Origin of the sequence: Saccharothrix sp. ALI-22-I, from assembly GCF_001984175.1 — a bacterium.
In the GTDB taxonomy this organism is placed as follows: domain Bacteria; phylum Actinomycetota; class Actinomycetes; order Mycobacteriales; family Pseudonocardiaceae; genus Actinosynnema.
Genome location: NZ_MTQP01000060.1, coordinates 1 through 23350, shown reverse-complemented (window position 1 = coordinate 23350; position 23350 = coordinate 1). Strand labels below are relative to the sequence as shown.

Here is a 23350-nt window from a genome sequence, read left to right as displayed (position 1 = left end):
CCGGAGCGGGCCGCCGGGACACTGGAGCGGTGACTTCAGGGCCGTACGAGGCGACCGCGCGCGACTTCACCGTCGACTCCACCCGCCCGCTGCTGGAGCGGGCCTGCCGCATCGCCGACCTGGACAGCCGCCACACCCGTGTACTGCGCCACCACAGCAACGCCGTCTACCTGGCCGGCCGACCTCCCCACCAGGTCGTGGTCAAGATCGGCAGGCCCGGCCCCGATCCCGACCAGGACCTGCGCGACGCCCACGCCCTGGTCGAACTCACCGAGTGGCTGGCCCGCCACGACGTCCCCACCACGACGCTGCTGGACACCCTGCCTCAACCGCTGTTCATCGACGGCCACGTGGTCACCCTGTGGCACTACCTGCCCCAACAGCAGCCGATGACCACCCGCGCCATCGCCGCGCCGCTGCACGCCCTGCACCAGGCTCCCCTTCCCCCGATCACGCGTCCACCGCTCGACCCGCACACCGCGATCACCCGCTCCATCGCCGCCGGCCGCATCCTCACCCCCCGACAACGACATGTGCTGCTCGACCGCCTCGACCGCCTGATGCCCGCCTGGACCGCCCTGTGCTCCGACTCGACGGCCAGGCTCGTCCACACCGATCCCCAGCACCGCAACACCCTGTGGCGTCACACCACCGACCGGCTCCGGCAGCACGCCGAACACGCCGCAGACCCCGCCGTGCTGTGCGACCTGGACGACGTCACCCTCGGCCCCGTCGAGTGGGACCTGATGACCATCGAGATCCACAGCCGCCGATTCGGCCACCCCGACACCGACTACGACGCCTTCTGCCACACCTACGGACGCGACATCCGAGACTGGCCCGGCTACCCCGACCTCCGAGACCTGCGCGAACTCCGCATGGTCACCACCAACGCACGCAAGTCCGCACCCGGCAGCCCCCAGGCCGCCGAAGTCCAGCGCCGCATCGACGGACTCGACCACGACCCGAACCAGCAATGGCGGATCCTGTAGAGCAGGCCCGACGACACACCCCTGGTGCCCCAGACATGCACGGCTGATCAGGTAGGTGCGCTCACGCTGTTTCGGGCACCCAGTCCACGCTCGTCGGCCGCCGGCCGGTACGGACGAACTCCGACACCGCCTCCAGCACGCGCTGCACCGGCAGCTCCGCCCGCGGCGGCATCCCCTGGTCGATACCGCCCCACAGGAAGTACTCCGCCCAGTCGGGATTGAGCCCGTCGACGGGGACGAACCGGCCGCCGCCCGCGTGGTCGATCCACTCCAGCGCGCCCACCTCGCCGCGCATCCCGACCGCCAGCGTGGGCAGGTCGTCCTCGACACCGGCCCGCAGCAACCACGCGCGCCCGACGCCGGCACCCGTGGCGGGGTTGGCGGCCAGCAGCAGACGGGTCAGGTCCTCGGGCGTGGCGTAGGCGGTGACGTCGACGGTGACCTGGCCGGTCTGCTCGCCCCACAGGGATGGGTGCTCGGTCGCGGTCATGCCAGTCCTTCGTAGGTCTGGGCGAACGGCTCGCCGTCCGCCGTCGTGCCGTACACGGTCAGCGTCTTACCTCGGGGAAGGTACCTCGGCAGTACCTGGTGGCAGGCGACCGTGCCCAGCTGGAAACCCGGCGAGCCGCACGGCTGGTGGTTGATCACGACTTCGGCGTGGATCGCAGGGGTGTCCACCAGCAGGTGGGCGACCTTCATCTCCACGTGCCTGCCCAACCGCATGGTCGTGGTAATGCCGAGTCGGGCCATGCGGGCGTCGACGGCCGGGTTCCAGGTGCCGTCCCTGCCCGACGTCATCACGCCGTGGTCGACCTCGCCCACACGTACCCGGCCCACGGTCGTCTCGCCCTCGACACCGCGCCGCACCCGACGGGGCAGATCGTCCACGGCCCACTGCGCCTGCACCGGGTAGCGGGAGCCGTCGCGGGCGGCGGCGTGGCCGACAGCACCCGACCACGGACCCGGCGCGCGGACCGGCGCCGGTCCGGGTGGTCGCGCAGGGTCCTGTCGTTGCCGGGGCGGCCGCGCGGGTGCGGATCCCGGTGGTGGCGGGACGGTGGTGGACGCGGGTTCGCGGAGCCTGGTCAGCAGCGTCTCCAGTGCCGCTCTCCACGCCCCGAGCGCGTCCCGCAGCGTCGTGAACAGATCCTCGGGGTCGAAGTCGTCCCCGGCGCCCGCGGCCCACTCGTCGGCCAGGTCGTGGCGTGCCGAACCCCGCAGCGCCTCCAGCAGGCCGGTGTAGGCATCGGCCCACAGCTGCTCGGCGTGCCGCAGCACCGCCAACGCCTCGTCGGCTTTGCGTTCGGCCGCGCCCAATCGGGCGGTAAGACTCACGCGTCGCCGCCGTGTTGCCGACCGGACCGTGCGACATCGACGGTGGTCATGTCCTCAGCAGGGTAGGGAGGCCGTGAACCACACGGACCTCCGGCCCGGGACAGTGGTCGGCACCCACCAGACATCTTCGTGGACGCGGACACGCTCGGCCTCCCCGGCTGTGGACCATACCCGCGCAGCGCACTCTGCCGCACCATGATCACACTGTCGGCGACGTGTGGATCAGGATCGGTCGCGCCGTACGGCGCGCTCCCCGATCCCGGCGGCACGGAGTCCGACACTCCTGGCGGAACCGCCCGAACGAGCCACCCGACCACCACGGGGAGCGCGAGGCAGGCCCGATAGCCGCGTCATGCCCCACGCCGCCTGCGCACGGCGGCCTGCCGACGTCGTTTTCCGCAAGATTGCCGCTTCATCGCCGCTGGACGACCTGGTCCTTCCGGCCCGCGGAGAGTTGGCTCTAGATCAACGGCATCCGACACCGGACCTGCCCACGCAGATCGCTTCCCGCCTCCCAGCTCGATCGGAAGCGATGGCCACGCCCCCGACCCCCCGGTGTCGGATGCCACCCCAGGCGTCCCTCGGGACTCGCCAAGCCGCGTCACGGAGGTGTCGTGCCCACCAACGCCCCCGCCTCTCCGGCCCCGGTGGCGACCACCGCACCACGGCGCCCGACGAACGTGACGACGCGCAACGACGGGTCCGCGCCGGCTTCCCGCGCCGAACTGCTGGTGCGGGTGCTGTCGGTGCCGACCGAACCCGTGGCCGCGGTGCCGGTGGAACTGGTCGCCTGGATCATCCGAGGCTCGTTCGCCGACGCCCAAGACGTGCTGGAGCGCCTGACAGCGGCGGGCCGCGCCACACCGATCGACTGCGGAACCGCGTACCGCATCCGCCGGGCGCGACACCCCGGACCGACCGACGATCTGTTTGATCCGCTGCTGCGCCACATCCACTGGTTCCTGACACGAGCACTCGCGGCCGACCAGGCGATCCATCCGCACGACCGCCGCCCGGCCCCGTTCCCGACATCCACAGCCACGCACATCTTCGACTCCACAACGAACGCCACCCGGTGGTACACCGACAACGCACGCCACCTGCACGGCATGCTGCCGCTGGTGCTCACGCTGGATTACGATCTGACCTGGTGGTTGGCCCAGGCCCTGTGGAGCCTGAGTCGCTGGACCGGCGACCACCGCAGCGCGGCCGAAGCCCAGATGATCGGCCTGAAGGCCGCGCAGCGATCCCCGGCCCTGCCCCACCGCGCACGCCTGCTCGCCCGCGCCGACCACCTCGCCCGCGCGGCGATCTCCCTCACCGACACGGGCAGGCACCAAGCGGCGCTGCCGTTGTGCGACGAGGCCGTCACGATCGCCACGACGATGAACGACCCGGCAGTGCTCTCCACCACCCTGTCGGCACGCGCCCACGCGAAACGGGCGGCCGGCCACACCGAGCAGGCGCTGTCGGACCTGTTCCGCTCGCTGGAACGGGCCGACGACGACCACAGCCGCGCACTGCGCCACCACAGCCTGGCCACCGCGCTGACCGACCTCGACCGGCACGACGAAGCCCTGATCAACCTCGGCCACGCCGCGACGCTGATGCTCGCCGTCGGCGACGACCTCGGCCACGCCCGGGTGAGCACGACCCTCGCGGACGTGCTCATCCGCGCCGGACGCCCCACCGACGCCGTCCCCCTGCTCGCGAACGCGCTGCCGGTCGTCACCCGATCGGGTTCCCCGCTCCACGTGGCCGACATCCAAGCGGCCTTCGGCCGCTGCGCCCAAGCCACCGGCGATCCCGACCGGGCGGTCGAGTGGTTCACCGCCGCCCGGTCGAACTACCTCGCCGCGCGCCACGGCGGCCGCGCCGACGCCATGAGCGTGGCGATCGCGTGCTGCGCAACCACAGCCGACCGCCGACCTGGATCACGAGACCGACACCGCTGAGCAGCCGTCACACCCGCTCCGACGCACCCACTGCGGCAGCGTGAAGAAGGTGCCGCCCGGCACCGTCGCGCGGTGGTGACGCATGCACCCGACAGAGCAGGCCTCCGTCGTAGTCATGCTGCCGGTGTTCGCGGCCGTCCTGATCACCTGCCCGACACCGCAGGACGACCGCCGCACCACGAGCACGCCGAAACACCGCAAGCGGTCCGGACGGCCCTGAACCACACGGCGGGTTCGTCGCCACACCCACCCGGTGTCCGGCCCCGGACACGACGGCACCGCGGCCGCACAGACCATCCGGACGCGCACAACGGCGTGCCCGCCTGGCCCACGGCCGCCGACCGCCGCCGCTCTGCCCCGTCACCAGGCGCGCAACCGCGTCCTGGTCGACTCGCGTTGCGACCCGGCTCCGGCAGTGACACGGCGAGACCGGAATCCCCGACATCCGCAATCACCGCGCTCCCGCCGGGATCAGGACGGCACCATGATCACTCCCCGGTGACACCGGCCGGTCGACCACCGACGGGGTGATCATGGTGCCGCCCGCACGCACCTTCAACCGCCCGCACCGCCAGGCATCCCCGCAACGTCCACCGCAGCACCGCGCAAGGCGGACCGTCGCCGGCCGCGACCATCGCGGGCAACGGACCCGCTCGGCCGACACCAGCGGCCCCATCCGCTTCGTCAGACGCCGTCGATGCCGCCCACTCTCCGAACACGACTTGGACCACACCCATGACCGCACTCACGGTCGCCGATTCCGCCGCTGTCCGCGCCTCGGGCCGGGAGCGCACGCCCGCCCACTGCCCCGACGCCCGACAACGGCTGCACCACCGGGAAACGCTGCCGGTGCCCGTGGACGGCGTCGCCGTCCAGTGCCGCTACACCGACTGCCCGTCACGCCGGCCGCATCCGAGGACACCGCCCTGGTGCTCTACCCATAGCCGCGAGCAGCCCGTGACAGATCATCCCGATGTGCCCGCGACACGTGACACGCACAACGGGACGGCGCTTCCCGGCGGCGACAGGAAGTCCGCCGGAAGGACGGCACCACCCATCCGCACCAGGCGGCCGCGAAGGCCTCGGCGACCCGACGGGCGACCCCACCGGTCGGCAGGGATGCGGTTCGGTGCCGGGCACATCGGGCTGGCCCGGCACCGAAGCTCCGCTACCGGGGCAGCCTCAAGCTTCACGCAGGGTGGTGCCTCACCCGAGGTCCGGCCAGGGCGGCGGCACGTACCGAGATCACCAACCGACAGGAGGCAATGCCGCCGCCACTGGCCTCTAATAAGCCTCGACCTCCGTTGGATGGCGCGGCAACTGCATCTCACGGGCTGTGCTCTCCGCCCGGTCGGGTCCGAGGAACCGGCGGGGGTTCGAGCCGAGGCAGGCCACGAGGCGGCCGATCGTGCGCAACGACACGGTCATGCCACTGCCAGCGAGTTCCAGCCCGTTGATCTCCTACGGGGGCGAAGACGCTCTGGTCGCACATAGGCCCGCTCTCACCGCACGAGCACCCGACGGTTCGAATGCTCGCTTCGCGGCATAGACAGACGTTCTGCGTGTTGGTCTGGACGCGGGAACGTCCTCCTGATGCGCTGTCGGGCTTGGTGTCCCATCGCAGTAGGAGGACGTTCATGGGCAACGGTAGCGGCGTGTCCCGGGGTGATCGCAACCGCAACGCCCGCCTGACCCGCCTGCGGGCGCTGGTGCCGGTCGGCAACGCGATCGTCGGGATCGACCTGGCCCGTCGACGAGACGTGGGGACGGCTGCGGCACCTGGGCACCCGCCGCGACCAGTTGATCGTCACGATGACCGGCCAGGTCCAGCAGATGCGGTCGCTGCTGGAGTGCGTGTGGCCGGCGGCGCTGGACACCGCCAGGCAGCCGTTCCGGTCCCGTACCTGGCTCGCCGCGCTGACCGTGGTCTGCGACCGCGACGGCGGCGACCTGGAACGGACCCGCCGCCTGGGCATGGACCGGTTCGAGCGGGCCGTGCGGCGCGAGGTCGTCCGCCGTGGCGGGCTCAAGCCCTCGCTGCGGATCGTGCGCAACCTGTTCGCCGCCCTGACCGACCCGGCCGGGGTGATCGCGCACCGGCGCGGGGCGCTGGAACGGGTGCGGTTCCTCCTGGCCGACCGGGACCACGCCGGTGCGAGTCTGGTCGAGGTCGAGTCGCTGATGACCGGTGTCGTGGACGAGCTCGGTCTGACCGTGCTGGTCGGGTCGATCACCGGCCTGTCGGTGCTCGGGGCTGCGGCGATCCTGGCCGAGACCGGCGACCCGACCCGGTTCGCCTCGGCCCGCGCCCTGGTCAAGCACGCCGGCCTGGCGCCACGGGAGAAGTCCTCCGGGGCGTTCACCGGCCGCACGAAACTCACCGGTCAGGGCCGCCCGGGCTACGCCTGGCCGCCTGGCGGGCGGTCTGGGGCGCCCAACGCGCCAATCCCGTCTACGCCGCCCGCTACCGGCACCTGACCGGACGCGACACCAACAGACTCACCCCGACCCAGGCCCAGGCCGCCATCGCGGCGGCCATCCTGCGGCACCTGCACGCCGTCATCGCCACCGGACGGAGCTGGAACCCGGACATCGCCACCCACGGCGCCACACCGACCGCCACGGCCACCGCGGCCTGAACCGCGCGACCGCGGCCACGAGCAGGGCCGGGGCGAGCCCCACGCGGCATGGAGACACGACCACGTGATCTCGACGCTCATCACGGGCAGCCCCACCCGTCGTCACACAACCCGATTACACGCTGCCGGGACCAACCCCATGCCGCTATGCAGGGAACGACGACGACCCGGCACAGGCCGATCCCTTGACACAAAACGACTTACGTTGATGAGCGGATGTTCGTAGTAGGGCGAACAGGTGGACTGCCTCGGTCTGTGCGAGGAGGTGTCGGGTCGGCGTGTGTCGGTGCTCGTTGCCCTTGCCGCCCATGGGGTAGTGCCGAGAGTGTTCGCTTCGCTACTGTTCTCGTGGAGTCGGCGGTAAAGGGAAAGGGGTCCTCACCATTCCGTTGATCGGCTTCGTGGCATCCCTGTTGCTGCCGTTGTTCGCGGCTCGATCTCGTTCCCTGCTCTGGCCCCTGACCTCCCCGATCATGAGGCACCTCTCCGTGGCACTCGCCGTCAGTGCGTCCCCGTGGGAGCAGCGCTGGTGGTACCCGTTGTGTTGGCCGTTGCCGCCTACCTCATCGGCACCACCGTCGGCGTCATCCTCCGCACCCCTTGTCATGGGTCATCGGCGAGTGGACAGCGCCACTGGCCTATGCGGCGGCCAGTCGTTGGCTGGTCGACTCTAGGTTCGTCGCCTGAGCTCACTGCCGGCACCAGGGACGACTGCAGGCCGTCGCGTTGCAGCCAATCGGCCGGGAACCAGTTGTCGTGCATGCACGTCAGGTTCGGTTCAGCCCCCCACCCGGCCGGTGTCGTACGCCCACATCGCGATCTCCACCCTGTTTCGAGCGCCGATTTTGGTCAGCAGGCTGGCGACGTGGGTCTTGGCGGTCGTCAGGCCGATGAATAGCTCGTCGGCGATCTCGGCGTTCGTGCGGCCACGGGCGACCAGCGTCAGCACGTCCTCCTCGCGTTCGGTGAGCGGCTCGATCGGTTGGGTCCGTCGGCTCGACGGTTCCCTGGCGGCGAGGGTGGCCAGCAGCCGCCGGGTGATGTTCGGCGCGATCAGTGCATCGCCGACGGCGGCGGCATGGACGGCCTGGACGAGCAACTCCGGCCCGGCGTCCTTGAGCAGAAAGCCCCGGGCGCCGGCCCGGAGCGCGCCGTGGACGTACTCGTCGAGGTCGAATGTCGTGATCACCACTACCGCGATCGGGTCCGGGACGCCCCGGCCCGCGAGGAGCTCGGTCACCTGGATGCCGTCGAGCCCGGGCATCTGGATGTCGACCAGGCACACGTCGGGGCGGAGCCTATGCGCCAGCTCGATGGCGGCGTGGCCGTCGGCGGCCTTGCCGACGACCTCGATGTCGGGCTGCGCGTCAAGGATCATCGACAGGCCGGTGCGCACCAGATCCTGGTCGTCGGCCACCAGCACGCGCACCGTCATCGGCGTACCTTAGTCGGCAGTTCGGCGTCGACCGTCCACCCGCCCTCGGGCGCCGGCCCGGCACGCAGCGTGCCGCCGAGAAGCTGCACGCGCTCGGTCATCCCCAGCAGCCCGAAGCCGTGGTTCACCGACCGCGCCGGGTCGATCTGCCCGTCGTCGGTCACGCGTAGTCGCAGCCTTTCCGCGCCCTCAACGACCCGGATCTCCACACGCGAGGCGTCGCGGGCGTGCCGCAGGGCGTTGGTCAGCGCCTCTTGCGCCAGCCGGTAGACCGCCGCGTCGACCTGGAGCGGAAGTTCGCCCAGGTCGTCTGGCAACTCCACGTCGACGACCGGGACCGGGGCGCGTCGGGCGAGGGAAACCAGGTCGGCGACGCCGGGCTGGGAGGCGTACTCCGCCGGCGCTCCGTCGCGCAGCACCCGGACCATCGCCCGCATCTCCGCGAGGGTCCGCGACGCTTCCCCCTCGATGACCGCCAGCGTCTCGAGCGCCGCCTCAGGTCGCTGCCCGGCCATCGCCCGGCCCGCCTGCGCCTGCACGGCGATCGCCGAGACGTGGTGGGCGACGATGTCGTGCAGCTCGCGCGCGAGGCCGACCCGCTCCTGGCTGCGGCTCTGGTCCAGCGCCCGGCGCCAGCTCTCGGCGCGGTAGCGGAACGCCGCTCCGCCCGCCGCCGCCGCGGCCAGGATGCCGAACCCGCCGATGACCTCGGCCGGCCCGATGTGGTCGGGGACCATACCGATTCCCGCGGCGACCGCCACCGCCGCCAGCCCGATCACGATCTCGCGCCCTGAGCCCCAGCGAACCAGCGCGTAGACGAGCACCAGGACGTAGATCATCGTGTCGAGGCCCACGCTCGGAACCCCGCCCAGCAGGCTCGCCAGTCCCAACGCCATCGCGGTGCCGAAGGCCACCACGACACAGGCCAACGGGTGGGTACGCCGCCACAGCAGCACCGGCGCGAGTCCGACCGCCACGATCGTCGCGAACGGCCGCCAGGCGACGTCGTCCCGGAGGACGCCCTCGAGCAGCGCCGACACCATCAACACCCCGACCAGCACCCAGTCGCGCGACACCCGTTCGGGCGCTTCCGTGGCGCGGGGCTCGGCCCACAGCGAGCTCAGGGCGTTGGTGGTCACCCACCCAGCCTAGGGACCGCCGAGGCGTCTGGGACCGACCGAAAGAACGAGACGCCGGTCCTCCCGACGGGTGTCGCGGGTCCGGCCTCGATGCCGATGTGCCCGCCGCCGGGCTCAGCGATCGTTGGCCTACCGATCCTCACCACAACGACGGAGCCCACGTTGAGAACACGTCAACCCACCACCACACTGGAAGATCCGCGGATCCCGGTGAAGGCCAAGCTCGCCGCAGCGTGGACAGGCGTCATGTTCCTGTACGCCTACGTAGACATTCTCGCCTTCTTCAAGCCCGGGGTCGTCACGGACATCCTGGCAGGCGTCGTCTTCGAGTTCGACATCAGCCAGCCGTTGTATGTCCTCTTCCTCACGCTCATGGCGATCCCGATCTTCATGATCGTGCTGTCGATGACGCTGCCCGCCAGGGCGAACCGCGTCACGAACCTCATCGTGGCCTCGGTGCAGATCCCCTACGCGGCATTCAACGTGGTGGGCGGGTCCTGGACGTACTTCTACGGCCTTGGCGTCGCCCTGGAAGTGATCCTTCTCGCCCTCATCCTGCGGTACGCCTGGACCTGGCCCCGCACCGCACCGTCGGCGACCACGGCGACCATGGCCACCAGCCCGGACCGTGAAACCGTTCGCGCTCAGTAGCAAGCGTGAACCCAAGCTCAGTCCCCGTCCTGTTCGGAGCCATCTGCCTCGGTGCCGCGGTGTGGGCCTGCTGGCGTGGGACACCAACTACCACTGGGACGTCGCGTAGGGGCCTTCCAAGGCCCCTACCGGCAGGTCAGGTCATCGGATGCGCACACAGGCCCACTGCATCGTCGACACCGACCCCAAGCGCGGCAACGTCGTCGTCCGCGTCACTGGCACCCGCCACGACGAGCCGACGTATCAGGTCCGCCAGTCCCCACGAACACCCAGGAGGTCCCGGTCATGATCCAGGCACACCAGCTCACCAACTGCTCTTAGACCACATCTCATTTGGAGGTGTTGTGGGTCAGCAGGCCCAGCTTGACGGCTCGGCGGTAGCAGATCACCGCGCACGCCAGCTGGGCGAATGCCGTGAAGTGGGCGGCCTTGCGTTCGTAGCGGCGTGCCAGGCGTCGGAACCGGGAAACCCACTCCAGGGTCCGTTCGATGACGTACCGGTGGCGTCCCAACCGCCTGGCCGACTCGATGCCCCGACGGGCGATCCGGGCGGTGACACCCCTCCGACGCAGCCCGTTTCGGCAGACCGGGTAGTCATAGCCCTTGTCCGCGTGGAGCTTGTGCGGCCGACGCCGAGGCCGCCCGACGGGTCCCCTGACCGGCACGACGGCATCCACCACGGTCTCCGACTCCAGGTGGTCGTTGCGGTTGGCCGCGGAGACGACCACGGTCAGCGGAAGGCCGCCGCGCTCGCTCATCGCGTGGATCTTCGAGCCGGGCTTGCCCCGGTCCACCGGGCTGGGGCCGGTCAGGTCCCCCCTTTGACCGCGCGGACGTGCATGCTGTCCACCGACGCCCGCGACCAGTCGATCGCCCCGGCCGAGCCGAGCAGGTCCAGCATCGTCTCGTGCAGCCGGGTGAACACCTCCGCCTCGACCCACTCGGTGAACCGGCGGTGCGCGGTCGGGGCGCTGACCCCGAACGAGGTCGGCAACGCCGACCAGGCACACCCGGTCCGCAGCACGTACAGGATCGACGCCAGCACCGCGCGGTCGTCCAGCCGACGCCGACCGCCGCCCTGGTGGCGTTGCGGCGCATCGGGCAACAACGGACGCGCCAAGAGCCACAACGGCTCCGGACACCACTTCTCCACATCGCTCATCGTGATCAACAATATCGGCTACCTGGCAACCCACCCAAATGAGATGTGATCTAAAGAACGGACTTCGCAGATCGCGTGCTGGTAGCCGCTCCCCACGGGTGGGCGACCATCATGGACTCGACGTCTGCGACTCGTACCAGCGTCGCCACTCTCGACAGCGTTCCACGTACAAGGCCAGTTCCCGATCAGCGAACTTCGCCACGTCCCAATCGTGGGGGAGCGCGTCGGCCTCGTCATGACAGACGTAGGCCCATCCGGTCCGCTCGTTGTCGAGAGGCAGGCGGTGAAGGTGGTAGAGGTCGTTCTCGAAGGCATCCAGCGTTGCCCACTCGGTGCTGGTCAAGCCTGTAAGCAGCAGCCCGTCGGCGTGCCCGGCGGCCGGCACGAGCACGGGATAGACATGGTCCCGCAGCGCGGCCACGCGCCACCCTTCGGCGCTGGCCACGGTGCTGGGCGGCACGCGATCGAGGAGCGTGTGCAGGACTTCAGGAAAGCGGAGGCTGCCGTAGACGAACAGCGGAGCCGTCTCCCCTGATAGCTGGTCCAGCCGGCCAGCGCGCTGCGAGGTCACGCGGCGTGAGTGGGTCGCGATACGCGGCATGAATTACCTCCGTGGCCACGGTACCTGGCGCCTCGGCCAACGCCACGAACCAATCAATACCGGCCGGGTAGGACCACAGATAGGAGCGGAGTAGCGGATCGGTGCCGTAGTCGGTCAGGTGGTCGGCAATCGTGGCGTCGCTCCAGAACGGCACGCGGGCGTGGGCATGAGCCGCGCACGTCGCGGCGCTGACCCCCTCGTTGATGGCGAGATGCAACTCGGCCTCGACCAGCCGGAGATAGTGATCAAGCCGGACCCGGGCCGTCAGGCCCGGGTCATCGGGCGTCACGAACAAGGGCATCGCCTGGGCCAAGCCCTCGAACACCATTTGCTGGGGCGAGAACACCGACAACAGACGGACCCACGGCACCTCATCCTTGGCGCAGCGCTCAGCGAGGCTGGCGTACTGCAAGCCATGTCCCAGGACTTCGTGCAAGGCAAACTGACGGGCTCGGACCGTGGTGAAGCGCGCCCGGCGCAGATTGAGCCGGAGCCGCACATCCTGGCCTGCGCCATCCAGCCAGTACGCCCAGTAGGCGTCGACGTCGGCGGTCTCGATTCGGAGGCGGAACTCCGCGGTCGCACCGGTTGCGTGGCGTACCAACGGTTCCAGTTCGTCAGCCGCCTGCTGGATGGCCTCCGGCGCTTCGTCCGGGGTCAAAGGCCCCTCCAAGGACTCAAGATCCTGGTCGGTGGTGCCGTGCCACCCGATCCCCAGTTCGGCGAGACAAGACCTCGCTTGCTCGCCGCGCAGGGCGATGTACTCGCCCGACCAGCCGTCGGCAGCGCAGCCTTGGGTCAGCTGGAGATAGTCGCCGAGCGGCAGCCGTTCGCCGAGCAGAGCCCGCAGGTAGGCCAGGTCGGCCGCCAAGCGCTCCGACAGAACCGCGTCACCCGCGGCGGCTTCGCGTAGTTCCACGAGCTGACGGTGGACTTCGAGCCGGTCCGTCACGTCCGGTGCTGCTTGCCCGGCCGGATGGCAGTCGAAATCAATGACGGCCGGCGCGCCTCTGCTGAGCTCATAGGTGTGCCACGAACGCAGCACCTGTTCGAGCTGGTCACGCAGAGCCACGGGCAACGTCCCATCGCAGCGTGATGATCTGGTTCGGCAACAGGAGCTTCCGTCGCAGCGTCAGCACGACGTCGCCGTCCTGCTCGTCCCATTCCAGGGCCTCGGTCGCCGAGTTTTGTGCTCCGTCGGGATGCTCTTCGACGGCGGTGCACGTCACCAGTTGCCGCGCTCCTCGGTGCCGGAGACGGATCGAGAGTTGCCGGATGTAGCGCGAGGCTGTCTGCTGCCAGTAATGATCGCTGACGAAACTCCCGCCGTCGCAGGTGTACCCCACGACGGCCGCCTCCCCCGGCTGGATCGCGGGCGAGACCAGGCAGGCGAACTTGGCCAGGTTCTCGGTGTCGTGGACGCGTTGAATGGCGACCCGGTGCCCGCCCTCGTACAGCGGACTGATGCGCAGCGGCCCGTCGGTGTGCTCGAACCACAATTCACGAGCGAGCCGCGCGACGGGCTTGGCGCTCAGGTTCAACAACTCGTGGCGTCCGGTCAGAGTGGCGCGGCCGTCTTCAGCGATGTCGAAACTGATCTGGACATCCAGCTCGATCGACGCGTTGGCCTGGCGGACCAACTGTTGCCACGCTCGCTCGGCGTCGTCGTCCGGTGGTGCCAGGCCCGCCGGGACATCGGCCTCACGGGCCGGTGGGTGCGGTTCGTCTGGCTCGACGGCCAGCAACGCCGGCGTCGGGCTCGTCGATGAACCGGGCCACGGTCTCCACCCGACCAACCTCATTTGCCAAAGCGAACGGGCAAGTTATTGCGAATATCAGGTAACGATGTTGCAGATTGGCTGCGTGCCTCGATCTCTTGGGGACGGTGGCCGTTCGATGGCCTTCCTGCTGGGGGTGTGGCGGAAATGGTTGGGAGGGTGCCGGTGGCTGCGGGTAGGGTTCGTGCGTGTGACCGGTGATGACCTGTTGCAGGACCAGCCGCATCGGCGTGTCGTACGGGTCGGCGACACTGTCCGCAGGCCTACATACCCGTGGTCGCCGGCGGTCCATGCTCTGCTGCGGCATCTGGAGGCTGTGGGCTTCCCGTATGCACCTCGTGTGCTGGGTCTTGACGAGGAAGACCGCGAGGTTCTGACGTATCTGGAGGGCGAGTCTGGCCCACTGGGCTGGGCTAAGGTGGTCGATGATGCTGGTCTGACGAGGTTTGCGCGGTTGCTGCGGGACTATCACGATGCGGTGGCCGACTTTCGGCCACCCGATGAGCCCAGATGGTTCACCGGTGAGAGCGGCACCGGCGGCAACGAGTTGATCTGCCACGGCGACTTCGGTCCCTGGAACATCGTTTGGCAAGGCGAACAGCCGGTGGGAATCCTTGATTGGGACTACGCCCGTCCTGGCACCCGGATCCACGATGTCGCCTACGCCTTGGAGTACGTCGCCCCCTTCCGAGACGACGCGGAGTGCCTGCGGTGGCTGCGTTATCCCAATTCTCCCAATCGGCGGCACCGCTTGGAGTTGTTCGCCAGCGTCTACGGCCTGACGTCCACGTCGGGATTGGTCGATGCGGTGATCGAGGCCCAGCGGGACGGCATCGAGCAGGTCCGGAGGCTGGCTAACGCGGGATATCAGCCCCAAGTCGACTGGGTCGCCAACGGCCTTCTCGAGGAGTTGGCGAACAGGCTTGCCTGGAGCCAGGCCAATCGGCATTTGTTCGAGTAGACGGCAGGTTGTGAGGCAACGGTCGCTCGCAGCCAGAGTGTGCGTGCGTCCACGCGCCAGGTCTCGGATGTCGGCGCCGTCAGATGACCGAAGATAGGACCCGTGCCTACAGTAAACCTGGACACCGGCGACGTCGCTGAACTCGCTGAGCTGTTGCAGTTCCTGCACGACTGGCTCGCCGCGGATGCCGCTCGACTCGACACGTGGCTGGGCGGCTTCGTAGAAAACCGCGCCTACGACTCCGTTGCGCTTCGCGCTGATCTCACCCGGTTCGTGTTTCTGCTCGGCGGCAGTGACGGCGAGGTGCTGTTCGGGCACGCATCCGAGTAGCGGCTGGGTGTTCATGGTCGTTCTCCGGTGAGGCTTTCCTGGACGGCGGTGAGTGCGACGAACGCGCGGTCCGTGCCGAGTTGCTCCGGGGTCGGACCGGCCGGGGTGGGGACCGTGGCGAGGCGTTCGGCCAGCGCGGCGATGGCGTCGCGGTCGCCTTCGAGGGCGGCGCGTTCGTCGTCGGTGAGGGTGAGACGTTCGAGCATCTGCTCAACACCGTCCTTAACAGCCAGCAACTGCCCAGTGCTGGACTGTTTGGGCAGGTAGAAGGGGCAGCGTGCGCAGGCCAGCCGGTGTGGGCACTTGGCGAAGAAGTCGTAGGTGCAGTAGCCATCGCCCAGGTCGTAGTACTTCCAGGGCTGCTCGCCGGCGGTTGCGGCGCCGGACAGGATGGTCTCCCGGTCGATGAGGACCTGGATGGTCCGCACGTTGCGGGCGAAGTAGTCGGCCTTGCGGTAGGCGGCGGTGAGCCGGCGTTGCAGGATCGCCGCGTAGTGCCGGGTGCTGGAGAAGTGCTTGTGCCCCAACCATTCCTTCAAGTCCGCGATAGACAGTGGCTCGGGTGCGTTCAATAGTTGGGTGGCGATGGTGGACCGGGCACGGTGGCTGGTCAACGCGCCACGCGAGTCGGACTCGGGGATGCCCGCCTTGCGGCAGAGCGCGGGCAGCACATGGTCGTTGAGGTAGGCCCGACCGATCTGCAGGCCGCGGACGCAGAACAGGAACTCACGGTGCTCACCGGTCTTGCGGTCCACGATCTTCGGTTGCGGCGGGCGGACATGGCGCCAGGCGTCGATGAGCTGGCCGACGATCGGGTCAACCGGCTTGGTGAACGGCCTCGAGGTCTTGTTCTGCGGCACCCGCAGCAGACAGATCGGGAACGTCTCGCCGGTCTTCTCATCGCGGCCCTCGTCCCGATCGACGCAGTCGACTTCGAGCCGGCGGATCTCGTCGATGCGGCACCCGGCGAACAACCACGCACCGACCAGTGCGCGGACCATCTCGATCGGATAGTACAAACGCCGCCCCTCGGCGGCCGCCCTCGCCCGGGGTGTGCCGTATTCGTTGAGGTCCTCACTGTTCAATGTCAGACCGGCGGCCATGAGCTTGGCCCAGGAGACCTCGTCGATGATCCGCGGGTTCGGCCCGATCTGCGCGCGCACCGACAGCGGCCCGGCGAGGACCTTGCGCGGGTCGAACTTGGGTGTGATCCACTCCCAGTCGATCAGGTCGCAGAAGAAACTACGCAGGTTGTCGATGCGCTGCACCTTGCCCACTGCCGACAGCGGCTGGCCCTTTCTGGTGGTGTTGCGGTTGTGCCCGGCCCACTGCCCGTGCACCGCGTGCAGGGTGTCGGCGACGTACTCGGCGGCGATGTCGCGGGTCCACAGCTGTGGTTCCAGCGCCTCGGGATGCTTCTCGGCCGCCCAGCGCCCGGCGATAAGGATCACCAAGAACATCCCCCGGATCGTGCCCGGTTCGTGGGTGGACAGCGCCCGCCAGCGCTGCGCCCAGGCCAGCCAACTCGGCGGCACCGTAGACAGGGTGTCCGGCCGAGGCCCCCGCTGGGGATCGTTGTTGTGCAACGGCTTGGCGATGATGCCCTGGTGCGCGAGCACTCGGGAGACTTTGATCAGCCCACTGCGCCGCGCGCCTGTGGGATACCGCTCGGCCAGCGTGCGGATCTGCTGTTCGGTGACATCCTCGAGGCGAGGCGTGCCGGAGACGAGCAGCAGGTCGCTCAACGCGGCCGGGATCTGACCGACAACGGTGTGCTGGGAGGCGTCCCACGAGCGCAGCGTGTCGACCACCTCGGCGATCACGGTGTGCATGGTGTCGCGACCGAAGACCAACTCGGCCACCGGCGGCTCCTGAACCTGCACGTGGTGGTGCAGCGTTCGGTGCAGACCCAACAGGTTCGCCACGGCAACCACCGGCCCGCGGCGGCCGCGGTCGCCGCAGGTGCCGGCCTGCTCGGCGACGTCGATCCAGGTCGCCTCGTCCCAGCACCAGTACGGCCGCTGCACCTTGTGCACCCGGCCCAGCACGCCGTTGCGAACCCGGGCCACGGCGGTCTCGTGCCAGTGGCCGGTCACCTCGTCGATCGGCTCCAGCAGCCGATGCAGCACGCGTCGGCGCGCCTGGCTGGACCGCGGGTAAGGCTGCCCGTAGGTCTTGGCGAGTGCCTCACGCTCGGCAGCAGTCAGCTCGTCGTTCCGCATGGTCACCATGCCTCCACCAGTGTGGCGAGACGGCGTTCGCGGTCGGCGTGCAGCGAGCGGGTGGCCTTGTGCAGCTTGGCGGCCAGCTCCCGCCCGGACAGGTGGATGTACTTCAGCGTCGTGGACAGGTCGCGGTGGCCGGCGTACTGGGCGATCTCATCGATGCTCCAGCCGGCTCGGGCCAGGTCGGTCAGCCGCAGGTGCCGGAAGGTATGCGTGGACAGCTGCGGCACCCCGGCCCGCTTCGCGATCCCGGTCACGATCTTCGACCAACTCGATCGCCCAACCGGTTCGCCTCGGTTGCGACGCGACTCGCTCAAGAACAACCCGCCGTCAACCCGGCCGAACCGCTCACCACGCTGCCGCAGATAGGCCACCAACAACTGCGCGGACGTGGCACCGAACGACACCTCACGAGCCCGCCGAGACTTGGTCGTTTCCGCCCGCAGGTGGATCAGCGACCAGGCCGGCTCCAGGTCACCCGGCTCTAGCGACACCAACTCCTCGCGGCGCAGCGCACCGTCATAGGCGAAGGTCACCATCAGCCGGTTGCGCACCGGCTCGGCCTCGCACGCCCGCAAGATCCGGTCCCACGCGTGCTCGTTGGGGATCCACGGCGCCTTCTCCACCCTGCGCACCAGCCCCTGCTTGGCCCGACCACCGCGCCGGCTGGACTGTCCACGCCGGACCGGATTACGTTCCCGGATCCCCTCCTCGACAAGGAAGTCATAAAACGACCGCACCCCGACGATCCGCACCTGGATCGTCGAGTTCGCCAACCCCACACCACCGTTGGGGTTGGGCCGCTGATGCATGTCGCCGATCCACGCCGCCAAGACATCCGGCCGCGCCGCCTCCGGAGTGGCACCGACGGTCAGGCAGAACGCGAGATGGTCATCCACCGCACGCCCGTAGGCGTCCACCGTGTTCCACGCCCGCCCGATGTTCGCCGTGAACTGCAACCACCGACGGGCTACAGGATGCTGGTCTACCAAGGGATAGCGCTCCCAGCGCACTGTGATCATGAACCAGCAACGTAGCCAGCTCAGATTCCACATAAGACAGTAGGTGCAAGCGCTCTTGATCCACTCGACGCCGAAGGTCTTCCGCAGGAACGTCCGCGCGCGGGCGCGGTCCCAGCCCCCGTCCCACTCGCGCAACGGGTACACGCCGGTGCGCAGCTCGGTGTCGTACTCCTTGTCCCGCTCGGCACGGCGCTCTTCGCCCAGTTCGTAGCCCATGACCTGCCGGTAGGGCCGGCCCTGGGTGAGCTCGGCGATGACCAGGTCCAACGGCCACGCCTTGAAGTGCTGGCTACAGATTCTGTCGCCGGTGGTCTGCGGAACGGTGCCGCCGTCGAACATCTCGTGGGCCAGGGTCCAGGCGCCGACCGGGTGCAGCCGGTCGGGCGCGCGGGTGTCGGACAGGATGTCCACCCCGTCGGCCTGCAGCGGGCCGCGGCGGGCGACTTGGATGTAGCGGACCCGCGCCCCGGCCATTAGAGGTAACAAATGCTGCTCGACCAGGCGCCGGGTGGCCGGCCATTCCTGTCCGGTCATCCCGGTGATCACCGCTAAGACCGCATCTCATTTGGAGTGCTACCGGGCGGGCGATATCTTGATCAACGATGAACGACGTGGAGAAGTGGTGCCCGGAGCCGTTGTGGCTGTTGGCGAAGCCGTTGTTGCCCGACGTGCCGCAACGCCACCAGGGCGGGGGCCGTCGTCGGCTGGACGACCGGACCGTGTTGGCGGCCATCCTGTACGTGCTGCGGACCGGGTGCCTGGTCGGCGCTGCCCGCCTCGTTCGGGATCAGTTCTCCCACCGCGCATCGCCGGTTCGCCGAGTGGGTCGAGGCGGACGTGTTCACCCGGCTGCACCGCACGACGCTGGACCTGCTCGGCTTCGCCGGGGCGATCGACTGGTCGCGGGCGTCGGTGGACAGCATGCACGTCCGCGCGGTCAAAGGGGGGGACCTGACCGGCCCCAGCCCGGTCGACCGGGGCAAACCCGGCTCGAAGATCCACGCGATGAGCGAGCGCGGCGGCCTCCCGCTGACCGTGGTCGTCTCCGCGGCCAACCGCAACGACCACCTGCTGCTGGAGGCCGTGGTCGACGCCGTCGCCCCGGTCAAGGGACCCGTCGGCAGACCTCGTCGTCGGCCGCGCAAGCTGCACGCGGACAAGGGTTACGACTACCCGGTCTGCCGCGCGAAGCTGCGCAGACGGGGCGTCATCGCCCGGATCGCCCGCCGAGGCGTCGAGTCGGCCAAGCGGTTGGGGCGCCACCGGTACGTCATCGAACGGACCCTGGAGTGGGTTTCCCGGTTCCGACGGCTGGCCCGCCGTTACGAACGCAAGGCCGCCCACTTCACGGCATTCGCCCAGCTGGCCTGCGCGGTGATCTGCTACCGCCGAGCCGACAAGCTGGGCCTGCTGACCCACAACACCTCCAAATGAGATGTGGTCTAAGCAGGAGGCACGGGCACGCGCGGACCGGCAGCACTCGGTGGACGTGTCGCTGTTCGGGCGGATGGTCGCCGACGCCACCGACCTCAACGTCGATGCCGCCTGCCAGGTCGCGCACGCGTTGAGCGTGCACGCGGTGGACAACGAGTACGACTACTTCACCGCCGTGGACGACCACAAGAAAGCCGACGACGAGGAAGACGCCGGAGCCGGGATGATCGGCACGGTCGAGTTCAACTCCTCCACCCTCTACCGCTACGCCACTGTGGACGTGGACCGGTTGCACGACAACCTCGGCGACGCCGAGGCGACCCGACGGGCGGTGGAAGCTTTCACGCGGGCGTTCGTGTCCAGCATGCCGACAGGCAAGCAGAACACCTTCGCCAACCGCACCCTGCCCGACGCCGTCCTGGTCATCGTCCGGGAAACCCAGTCGATCAACCTGGTCGGGGCGTTCGAGGAAGCCATCGACGACGACGTCGAAGGAGGCCGTGTCGTCGCCGCGATCGGGCGGCTCGCCGAGCATGCCCGCGAGTTGCACGAGGCGTTCGACGAGCAGCCGGTGGACGCGTGGGTGTTCGGGGTGGGCGAGAAGAAGGTCGCCCCGCTGGCCGAGTTGGCGCGGCGCGGCACGTTCGACCCGACCGTGCGCGCGGTGGGTGCCCTGGTCGCCGACCGGCTGGCGGGGCAGGCGTGACCACCCTGCTCCTGCGGCTGGGCGCCCCGTTGCAGTCCTGGGGCACCAGCAGCCGCTTCGTACGCCGTAACACCGACCGCGCCCCCAGCCGCAGCGGCATCCTCGGGATACTCGCCGCCGCCCAGGGCCGCCGCCGCACCGACCCGCTGGAAGAGCTGCTCGACCTGCGCATCGGGGTCCGTATCGACCAGCCGGGACAGCTGGAACGCGACTTCCAGACCGCCCGCACCCGCGACGGATCCACCTCCATGCCGCTGTCCTACCGCTTCTACCTGGCCGACGCGGTGTTCGCCGTGGCCGTCGAAGGTGAGCAGGCGCTGCTGGAGAGTCTGGAGCAGGCGCTGCGTTCGCCTGTGTTCCCGCTCTTCCTCGGGCGACGTTCTTGCCCGCCGGCGGGCAAGCTGTTGCACGGGTTGCGCGAGGACGCCTTGCGCGAGCGGCTGGAACAGCACCCGTGGCTGGCCTCACCGTGGGTGCAACGCCGCCACCAGAGCCCGACCGTGGAACGGGACATCGTCATCGACTGCCCGCCCGACGCGGTCGACGCCGAACTCGTGCGGGACGAGCCGATCAGCTTCGACCCCCGCGAACGCCGCTACGGCTGGCGCTCGATCCACCGCTACCCGTTCCCGATACCCAACCCGGCCTACCGCGCCCCGCAGGCCGTGACCACGTCGCAGGCCACGGCCGATCCGTTCGACCCGATGGCGGCGTTCGAGGGGATCAGCTGATGCACCTGACCCGATTCGAGATCAACCCCTCCCGCCGCGATGCCCGCGCCCTGCTCGCCTCACCACAGAAACTGCACGCCGCGGTCATGGCCGCCTTCCCCACCACCGCCCCAGCCCCGGCATCGGGCGGGCGGGTGCTGTGGCGGGTCGACCGGCAGCAGCACCAGGTCATGCTCTACCTGGTCAGCCCGCACCGCCCGGACCTGACCCACCTGGTCGAGCAGGTCGGCTGGCCCACCACCCACACCTGGGACACCCGCGACTACCAGCCCCTGCTCGACACGCTGGCCGCAGGCCAGGAGTGGGCGTTCCGGCTCAAGGCCAACCCCACCGGCAGCCGCCGCAAGAACCCCGACGCGACACGCTCCCAGCGCTTCGGACACGTCACCGTCGCCCAGCAGACCGACTGGCTGCTGACCAGGACCGAACGGCACGGCTTCACCATCCCCACCGGCGAGCACAAGGAACCCGACGTCGCCGTCCGCGGACGCGAGAACCTCTCGTTCACACGCCAGGGCGCCGACGTCACCCTGTCCACCGCCGTGTTCGAAGGCCACCTGCACATCACCGACCCCGACGCGCTACGCGCCGCCCTGGTCAACGGCATCGGCCCGGCCAAGGGCTACGGCTGCGGCCTGCTCACCCTCGCCCCGGTCCGCCGTGCCTGAGGTGTCCCGTGCCTGACATCCCCGGCGCCCGCCCCGTCCCGCTCTCCCAACTCCTCCGCGCCCAGGACCGCCTGTCGTTCCTCTACCTGGAACACTGCGTCGTCAACCGCGACGACAACGCCATCACCGCCACCGACAAACGCGGAACCGTCCACATCCCCGCCGCCACCCTCGGCGCACTGCTCCTCGGCCCCGGCACCAACGTCACCCAACAGGCCATGGTGCTGCTCGCCGAAAGCGGCTCCACCGCCGTCTGGGTCGGCGAACACGGCGTGCGCTACTACGCCCACGGCCGCTCCCTGGCCCGCTCCTCCCGCCTGCTGGAGATCCAGGCCAACCTCGTGTCCAACACCCGCACCCGACTGCGCGTGGCCCGCGAGATGTACGCCATGCGCTTCCCCGGCGAGGACACCACCGGCCTGACCATGCAACAACTCCGCGGACGCGAAGGCGCCCGCGTCCGCCGCCTCTACCGCGAACACGCCACACGCACCGGCATCGACTGGCAACGCCGCGACTACGACCCCGACGACTTCGACTCCGGCACACCGGTCAACAAAGCCCTCTCCGCCGCCAACACCAGCCTCTACGGCGTCGTCCACGCCGTCATCGTCGCACTCGGCTGCGCACCCGGCCTCGGCTTCGTCCACACCGGACACGTCCGGTCCTTCGTCTACGACATCGCCGACCTCTACAAAGCCGACATCACCATCCCCGTCGCCTTCGACATCACCGCACGCGACGTCGCCGACATCGGCACCGAAACCCGCCGCGCCGTCCGCGACCACATGCGCGACGGCGCCTTCCTCGAACACTGCGTCCGCGACATCAAACCCTCCTCCGCGAAGACGACGGCCTGGTCGAGTACGGGCCGGAAGCCTTCGAGGACCCGGACTTCGAGTCCCGCAACGTCGTCATGCTCTGGGACGACAACGGCCGCGCCGTCGCGGGCGGCACCAACTACCACGACGAGGACGACGACCTGTGACAGTCATCGTCGTCGCGGCCTGCCCGGTCGGTCTCCGCGGCCACCTCACCCGTTGGCTACTCGAAATCTCCCCCGGCGTGTTCGTCGGCAAAGTCAGCAAACGCGTCCGCGACCTCATGTGGGCACGAGTCGTCGACATGGTCCGCACCGGGCGCGCCATCATGGTCCACCACGCCGACAACGAACAAGGACTCGACTTCAAAGTCCACCACCACACCTGGCACCCCGTCGACTACGACGGCATCCAACTCATGCTCCGCCCCTCAGACCCACAACCCGACGACGACACCACACAAGCACCCGGCGGCAAAAACTGGAGCACAGCCGGCCGCCGACGCCGCTACGGCAAACGCTGACCCACCGCCACCCGCCCTGACACCATGTCGCCGCCCACCAGGCAAGATCATCTATTGACGACCGCGGGCGGCCCTTCACCGGACCGGGCTACTCCGACAGCGGTCCCGTCTCAAGCGCAACAGGTACTCACACGACACCACCCAGCTATCGGGTTCCGCGAGCAAACCGATGCTAAAACTGGCTCCGGCGTCGTAACGTGGCTGGTCAAGAAGTGTCTTCCCCGCGCGAGCGGGGGTGGTCC

22 protein-coding genes and 1 pseudogene are annotated in these 23350 nt (G+C 69.4%); 13 read left to right on the top strand and 10 right to left on the bottom strand.

Going from position 1 to position 23350, the window contains the following annotated elements; translation table 11 throughout:
- The first annotated feature begins 29 nt into the window (after positions 1-29).
- Positions 30-992, top strand: coding sequence for a phosphotransferase family protein (locus tag ALI22I_RS49365; RefSeq protein WP_077007008.1), 963 nt, complete (start codon positions 30-32; stop codon positions 990-992).
- 61 nt (positions 993-1053) lie between these two features.
- On the opposite strand, the gene ALI22I_RS19735 is transcribed toward ALI22I_RS49365, so the two are convergent.
- Complete coding sequence (locus tag ALI22I_RS19735) at positions 1054-1482, bottom strand: Imm1 family immunity protein (RefSeq protein ID WP_077007007.1); 429 nt, start codon at positions 1480-1482, stop codon at positions 1054-1056.
- Positions 1479-2327 (bottom strand): DddA-like double-stranded DNA deaminase toxin, encoded by an 849-nt coding sequence (locus tag ALI22I_RS49360; RefSeq protein ID WP_143532305.1) that lies wholly within the window; start codon positions 2325-2327, stop codon positions 1479-1481. The genes ALI22I_RS19735 and ALI22I_RS49360 overlap by 4 nt, the downstream gene beginning before the upstream one ends.
- Positions 2328-2941: 614 nt before the next feature.
- Here ALI22I_RS49360 and ALI22I_RS19725 point away from each other — a divergent pair.
- The 3 genes from ALI22I_RS19725 (at position 2942) to ALI22I_RS19720 (ending at position 6760) form a co-directional block, all read left to right on the top strand.
- Positions 2942-4282, top strand: a complete 1341-nt coding sequence (locus ALI22I_RS19725) for a tetratricopeptide repeat protein (protein ID WP_143532304.1) — start codon at positions 2942-2944, stop codon at positions 4280-4282.
- Positions 4283-4364: 82 nt separating this feature from the next.
- Positions 4365-4502: a hypothetical protein gene (locus ALI22I_RS50970; RefSeq protein ID WP_179118285.1), complete on the top strand. Its 138-nt coding sequence runs from the start codon at positions 4365-4367 to the stop codon at positions 4500-4502.
- A gap of 1592 nt (positions 4503-6094) precedes the next feature.
- Positions 6095-6760 carry a transposase gene (locus tag ALI22I_RS19720; protein ID WP_077007004.1) on the top strand — a complete coding sequence of 222 codons (666 nt, stop codon included), beginning with the start codon at positions 6095-6097 and terminating at the stop codon, positions 6758-6760.
- A gap of 939 nt (positions 6761-7699) precedes the next feature.
- On the opposite strand, the gene ALI22I_RS19715 is transcribed toward ALI22I_RS19720, so the two are convergent.
- Positions 7700-8356, bottom strand: a complete 657-nt coding sequence (locus ALI22I_RS19715; protein WP_077007003.1) for a response regulator — start codon at positions 8354-8356, stop codon at positions 7700-7702.
- The gene (locus ALI22I_RS19710) at positions 8353-9495 is read right to left on the bottom strand and encodes a sensor histidine kinase (protein WP_077007002.1); all 1143 of its coding nucleotides are present in this window, start codon (positions 9493-9495) and stop codon (positions 8353-8355) included. Before ALI22I_RS19710 ends, ALI22I_RS19715 begins: the two co-directional genes overlap by 4 nt.
- A 210-nt stretch (positions 9496-9705) precedes the next feature.
- Here ALI22I_RS19710 and ALI22I_RS19705 point away from each other — a divergent pair, with 210 nt between their 5' ends.
- A complete protein-coding gene (locus ALI22I_RS19705; protein WP_238598468.1) occupies positions 9706-10146 on the top strand; it encodes a DUF6326 family protein in 441 nt (146 codons plus the stop codon).
- Positions 10147-10475: 329 nt separating this feature from the next.
- Here ALI22I_RS19705 and ALI22I_RS47825 read toward each other — a convergent pair.
- The 4 genes from ALI22I_RS47825 to ALI22I_RS19680 form a co-directional block, all read right to left on the bottom strand.
- A protein-coding gene (locus ALI22I_RS47825) for an IS5 family transposase (RefSeq protein ID WP_443216950.1) occupies positions 10476-11308 on the bottom strand; the annotation gives its coding sequence in 2 pieces (ribosomal slippage) (positions 10476-10964 and positions 10967-11308; 831 coding nt in all).
- A gap of 109 nt (positions 11309-11417) precedes the next feature.
- On the bottom strand, positions 11418-11909 hold the full coding sequence (locus tag ALI22I_RS19690) for a gamma-glutamylcyclotransferase family protein (RefSeq protein ID WP_083751878.1): 492 nt from the start codon (positions 11907-11909) through the stop codon (positions 11418-11420).
- The gene (locus ALI22I_RS19685; protein ID WP_077006998.1) at positions 11794-12981 is read right to left on the bottom strand and encodes a hypothetical protein; all 1188 of its coding nucleotides are present in this window, start codon (positions 12979-12981) and stop codon (positions 11794-11796) included. Before ALI22I_RS19685 ends, ALI22I_RS19690 begins: the two co-directional genes overlap by 116 nt.
- Entirely contained in the window at positions 12968-13654 is a 687-nt protein-coding gene (locus ALI22I_RS19680; protein WP_077006997.1) for a hypothetical protein, read from the bottom strand. Before ALI22I_RS19680 ends, ALI22I_RS19685 begins: the two co-directional genes overlap by 14 nt.
- 151 nt (positions 13655-13805) lie before the next feature.
- Here ALI22I_RS19680 and ALI22I_RS19675 point away from each other — a divergent pair, with 151 nt between their 5' ends.
- Together ALI22I_RS19675 and ALI22I_RS19670 are read left to right on the top strand one after the other, a co-directional pair.
- Entirely contained in the window at positions 13806-14648 is an 843-nt protein-coding gene (locus ALI22I_RS19675) for an aminoglycoside phosphotransferase family protein (protein WP_179118283.1), read from the top strand.
- A 102-nt stretch (positions 14649-14750) separates the two neighbouring features.
- A complete protein-coding gene (locus ALI22I_RS19670; RefSeq protein ID WP_238598467.1) occupies positions 14751-14978 on the top strand; it encodes a hypothetical protein in 228 nt (75 codons plus the stop codon).
- Positions 14979-14989: 11 nt separating this feature from the next.
- On the opposite strand, the gene ALI22I_RS19665 is transcribed toward ALI22I_RS19670, so the two are convergent.
- Positions 14990-17209, bottom strand: coding sequence for a tyrosine-type recombinase/integrase (locus ALI22I_RS19665; RefSeq protein WP_238598466.1), 2220 nt, complete (start codon positions 17207-17209; stop codon positions 14990-14992).
- Positions 17203-18759, bottom strand: coding sequence for a tyrosine-type recombinase/integrase (locus tag ALI22I_RS19660; RefSeq protein WP_238598465.1), 1557 nt, complete (start codon positions 18757-18759; stop codon positions 17203-17205). The genes ALI22I_RS19665 and ALI22I_RS19660 overlap by 7 nt, the downstream gene beginning before the upstream one ends.
- A gap of 68 nt (positions 18760-18827) precedes the next feature.
- Here ALI22I_RS19660 and ALI22I_RS47820 point away from each other — a divergent pair.
- The 6 genes and pseudogenes from ALI22I_RS47820 to cas2e all read left to right on the top strand — a co-directional run bounded on the left by ALI22I_RS47820 (position 18828) and on the right by cas2e (position 23108).
- A protein-coding gene (locus ALI22I_RS47820; RefSeq protein WP_238598464.1) for an IS5 family transposase occupies positions 18828-19659 on the top strand; the annotation gives its coding sequence in 2 pieces (ribosomal slippage) (positions 18828-18982 and positions 18981-19659; 834 coding nt in all).
- 1 nt (position 19660) lies between these two features.
- Positions 19661-20365, top strand: coding sequence for a type I-E CRISPR-associated protein Cas7/Cse4/CasC (gene cas7e, locus ALI22I_RS19650; RefSeq protein ID WP_238598463.1), 705 nt, complete (start codon positions 19661-19663; stop codon positions 20363-20365).
- Entirely contained in the window at positions 20362-21096 is a 735-nt protein-coding gene (cas5e, locus tag ALI22I_RS19645; RefSeq protein WP_077006995.1) for a type I-E CRISPR-associated protein Cas5/CasD, read from the top strand. Before cas7e ends, cas5e begins: the two co-directional genes overlap by 4 nt.
- Positions 21096-21764 (top strand): type I-E CRISPR-associated protein Cas6/Cse3/CasE, encoded by a 669-nt coding sequence (cas6e, locus tag ALI22I_RS19640; RefSeq protein ID WP_077006994.1) that lies wholly within the window; start codon positions 21096-21098, stop codon positions 21762-21764. The genes cas5e and cas6e overlap by 1 nt, the downstream gene beginning before the upstream one ends.
- An 8-nt stretch (positions 21765-21772) precedes the next feature.
- Positions 21773-22537: pseudogene (cas1e, locus tag ALI22I_RS19635) on the top strand (type I-E CRISPR-associated endonuclease Cas1e); the annotation flags it as partial.
- Between the two features lie 211 nt (positions 22538-22748).
- On the top strand, positions 22749-23108 hold the full coding sequence (gene cas2e / locus ALI22I_RS19630) for a type I-E CRISPR-associated endoribonuclease Cas2e (protein ID WP_077006993.1): 360 nt from the start codon (positions 22749-22751) through the stop codon (positions 23106-23108).
- The last annotated feature ends 242 nt before the right edge of the window (positions 23109-23350 follow it).

What these genes read in the sequence shown, in the direction of transcription:
- ALI22I_RS19690 (WP_083751878.1), bottom strand. Translation starts at nt 11,909, where the DNA reads ATGCCGCGTATCGCGACCCACTCACGCCGCGTGACCTCGCAGCGCGCT.
- ALI22I_RS19675 (WP_179118283.1), top strand. Translation starts at nt 13,806, where the DNA reads ATGGCCTTCCTGCTGGGGGTGTGGCGGAAATGGTTGGGAGGGTGCCGG.
- ALI22I_RS19735 (WP_077007007.1), bottom strand. Translation starts at nt 1,482, where the DNA reads ATGACCGCGACCGAGCACCCATCCCTGTGGGGCGAGCAGACCGGCCAG.
- cas7e (WP_238598463.1), top strand. Translation starts at nt 19,661, where the DNA reads ATGTGGTCTAAGCAGGAGGCACGGGCACGCGCGGACCGGCAGCACTCG.
- ALI22I_RS19665 (WP_238598466.1), bottom strand. Translation starts at nt 17,209, where the DNA reads ATGGTGACCATGCGGAACGACGAGCTGACTGCTGCCGAGCGTGAGGCA.
- ALI22I_RS19720 (WP_077007004.1), top strand. Translation starts at nt 6,095, where the DNA reads ATGACCGGCCAGGTCCAGCAGATGCGGTCGCTGCTGGAGTGCGTGTGG.
- ALI22I_RS50970 (WP_179118285.1), top strand. Translation starts at nt 4,365, where the DNA reads ATGCACCCGACAGAGCAGGCCTCCGTCGTAGTCATGCTGCCGGTGTTC.
- cas6e (WP_077006994.1), top strand. Translation starts at nt 21,096, where the DNA reads ATGCACCTGACCCGATTCGAGATCAACCCCTCCCGCCGCGATGCCCGC.
- ALI22I_RS19715 (WP_077007003.1), bottom strand. Translation starts at nt 8,356, where the DNA reads ATGACGGTGCGCGTGCTGGTGGCCGACGACCAGGATCTGGTGCGCACC.
- ALI22I_RS19660 (WP_238598465.1), bottom strand. Translation starts at nt 18,759, where the DNA reads ATGACCGGACAGGAATGGCCGGCCACCCGGCGCCTGGTCGAGCAGCAT.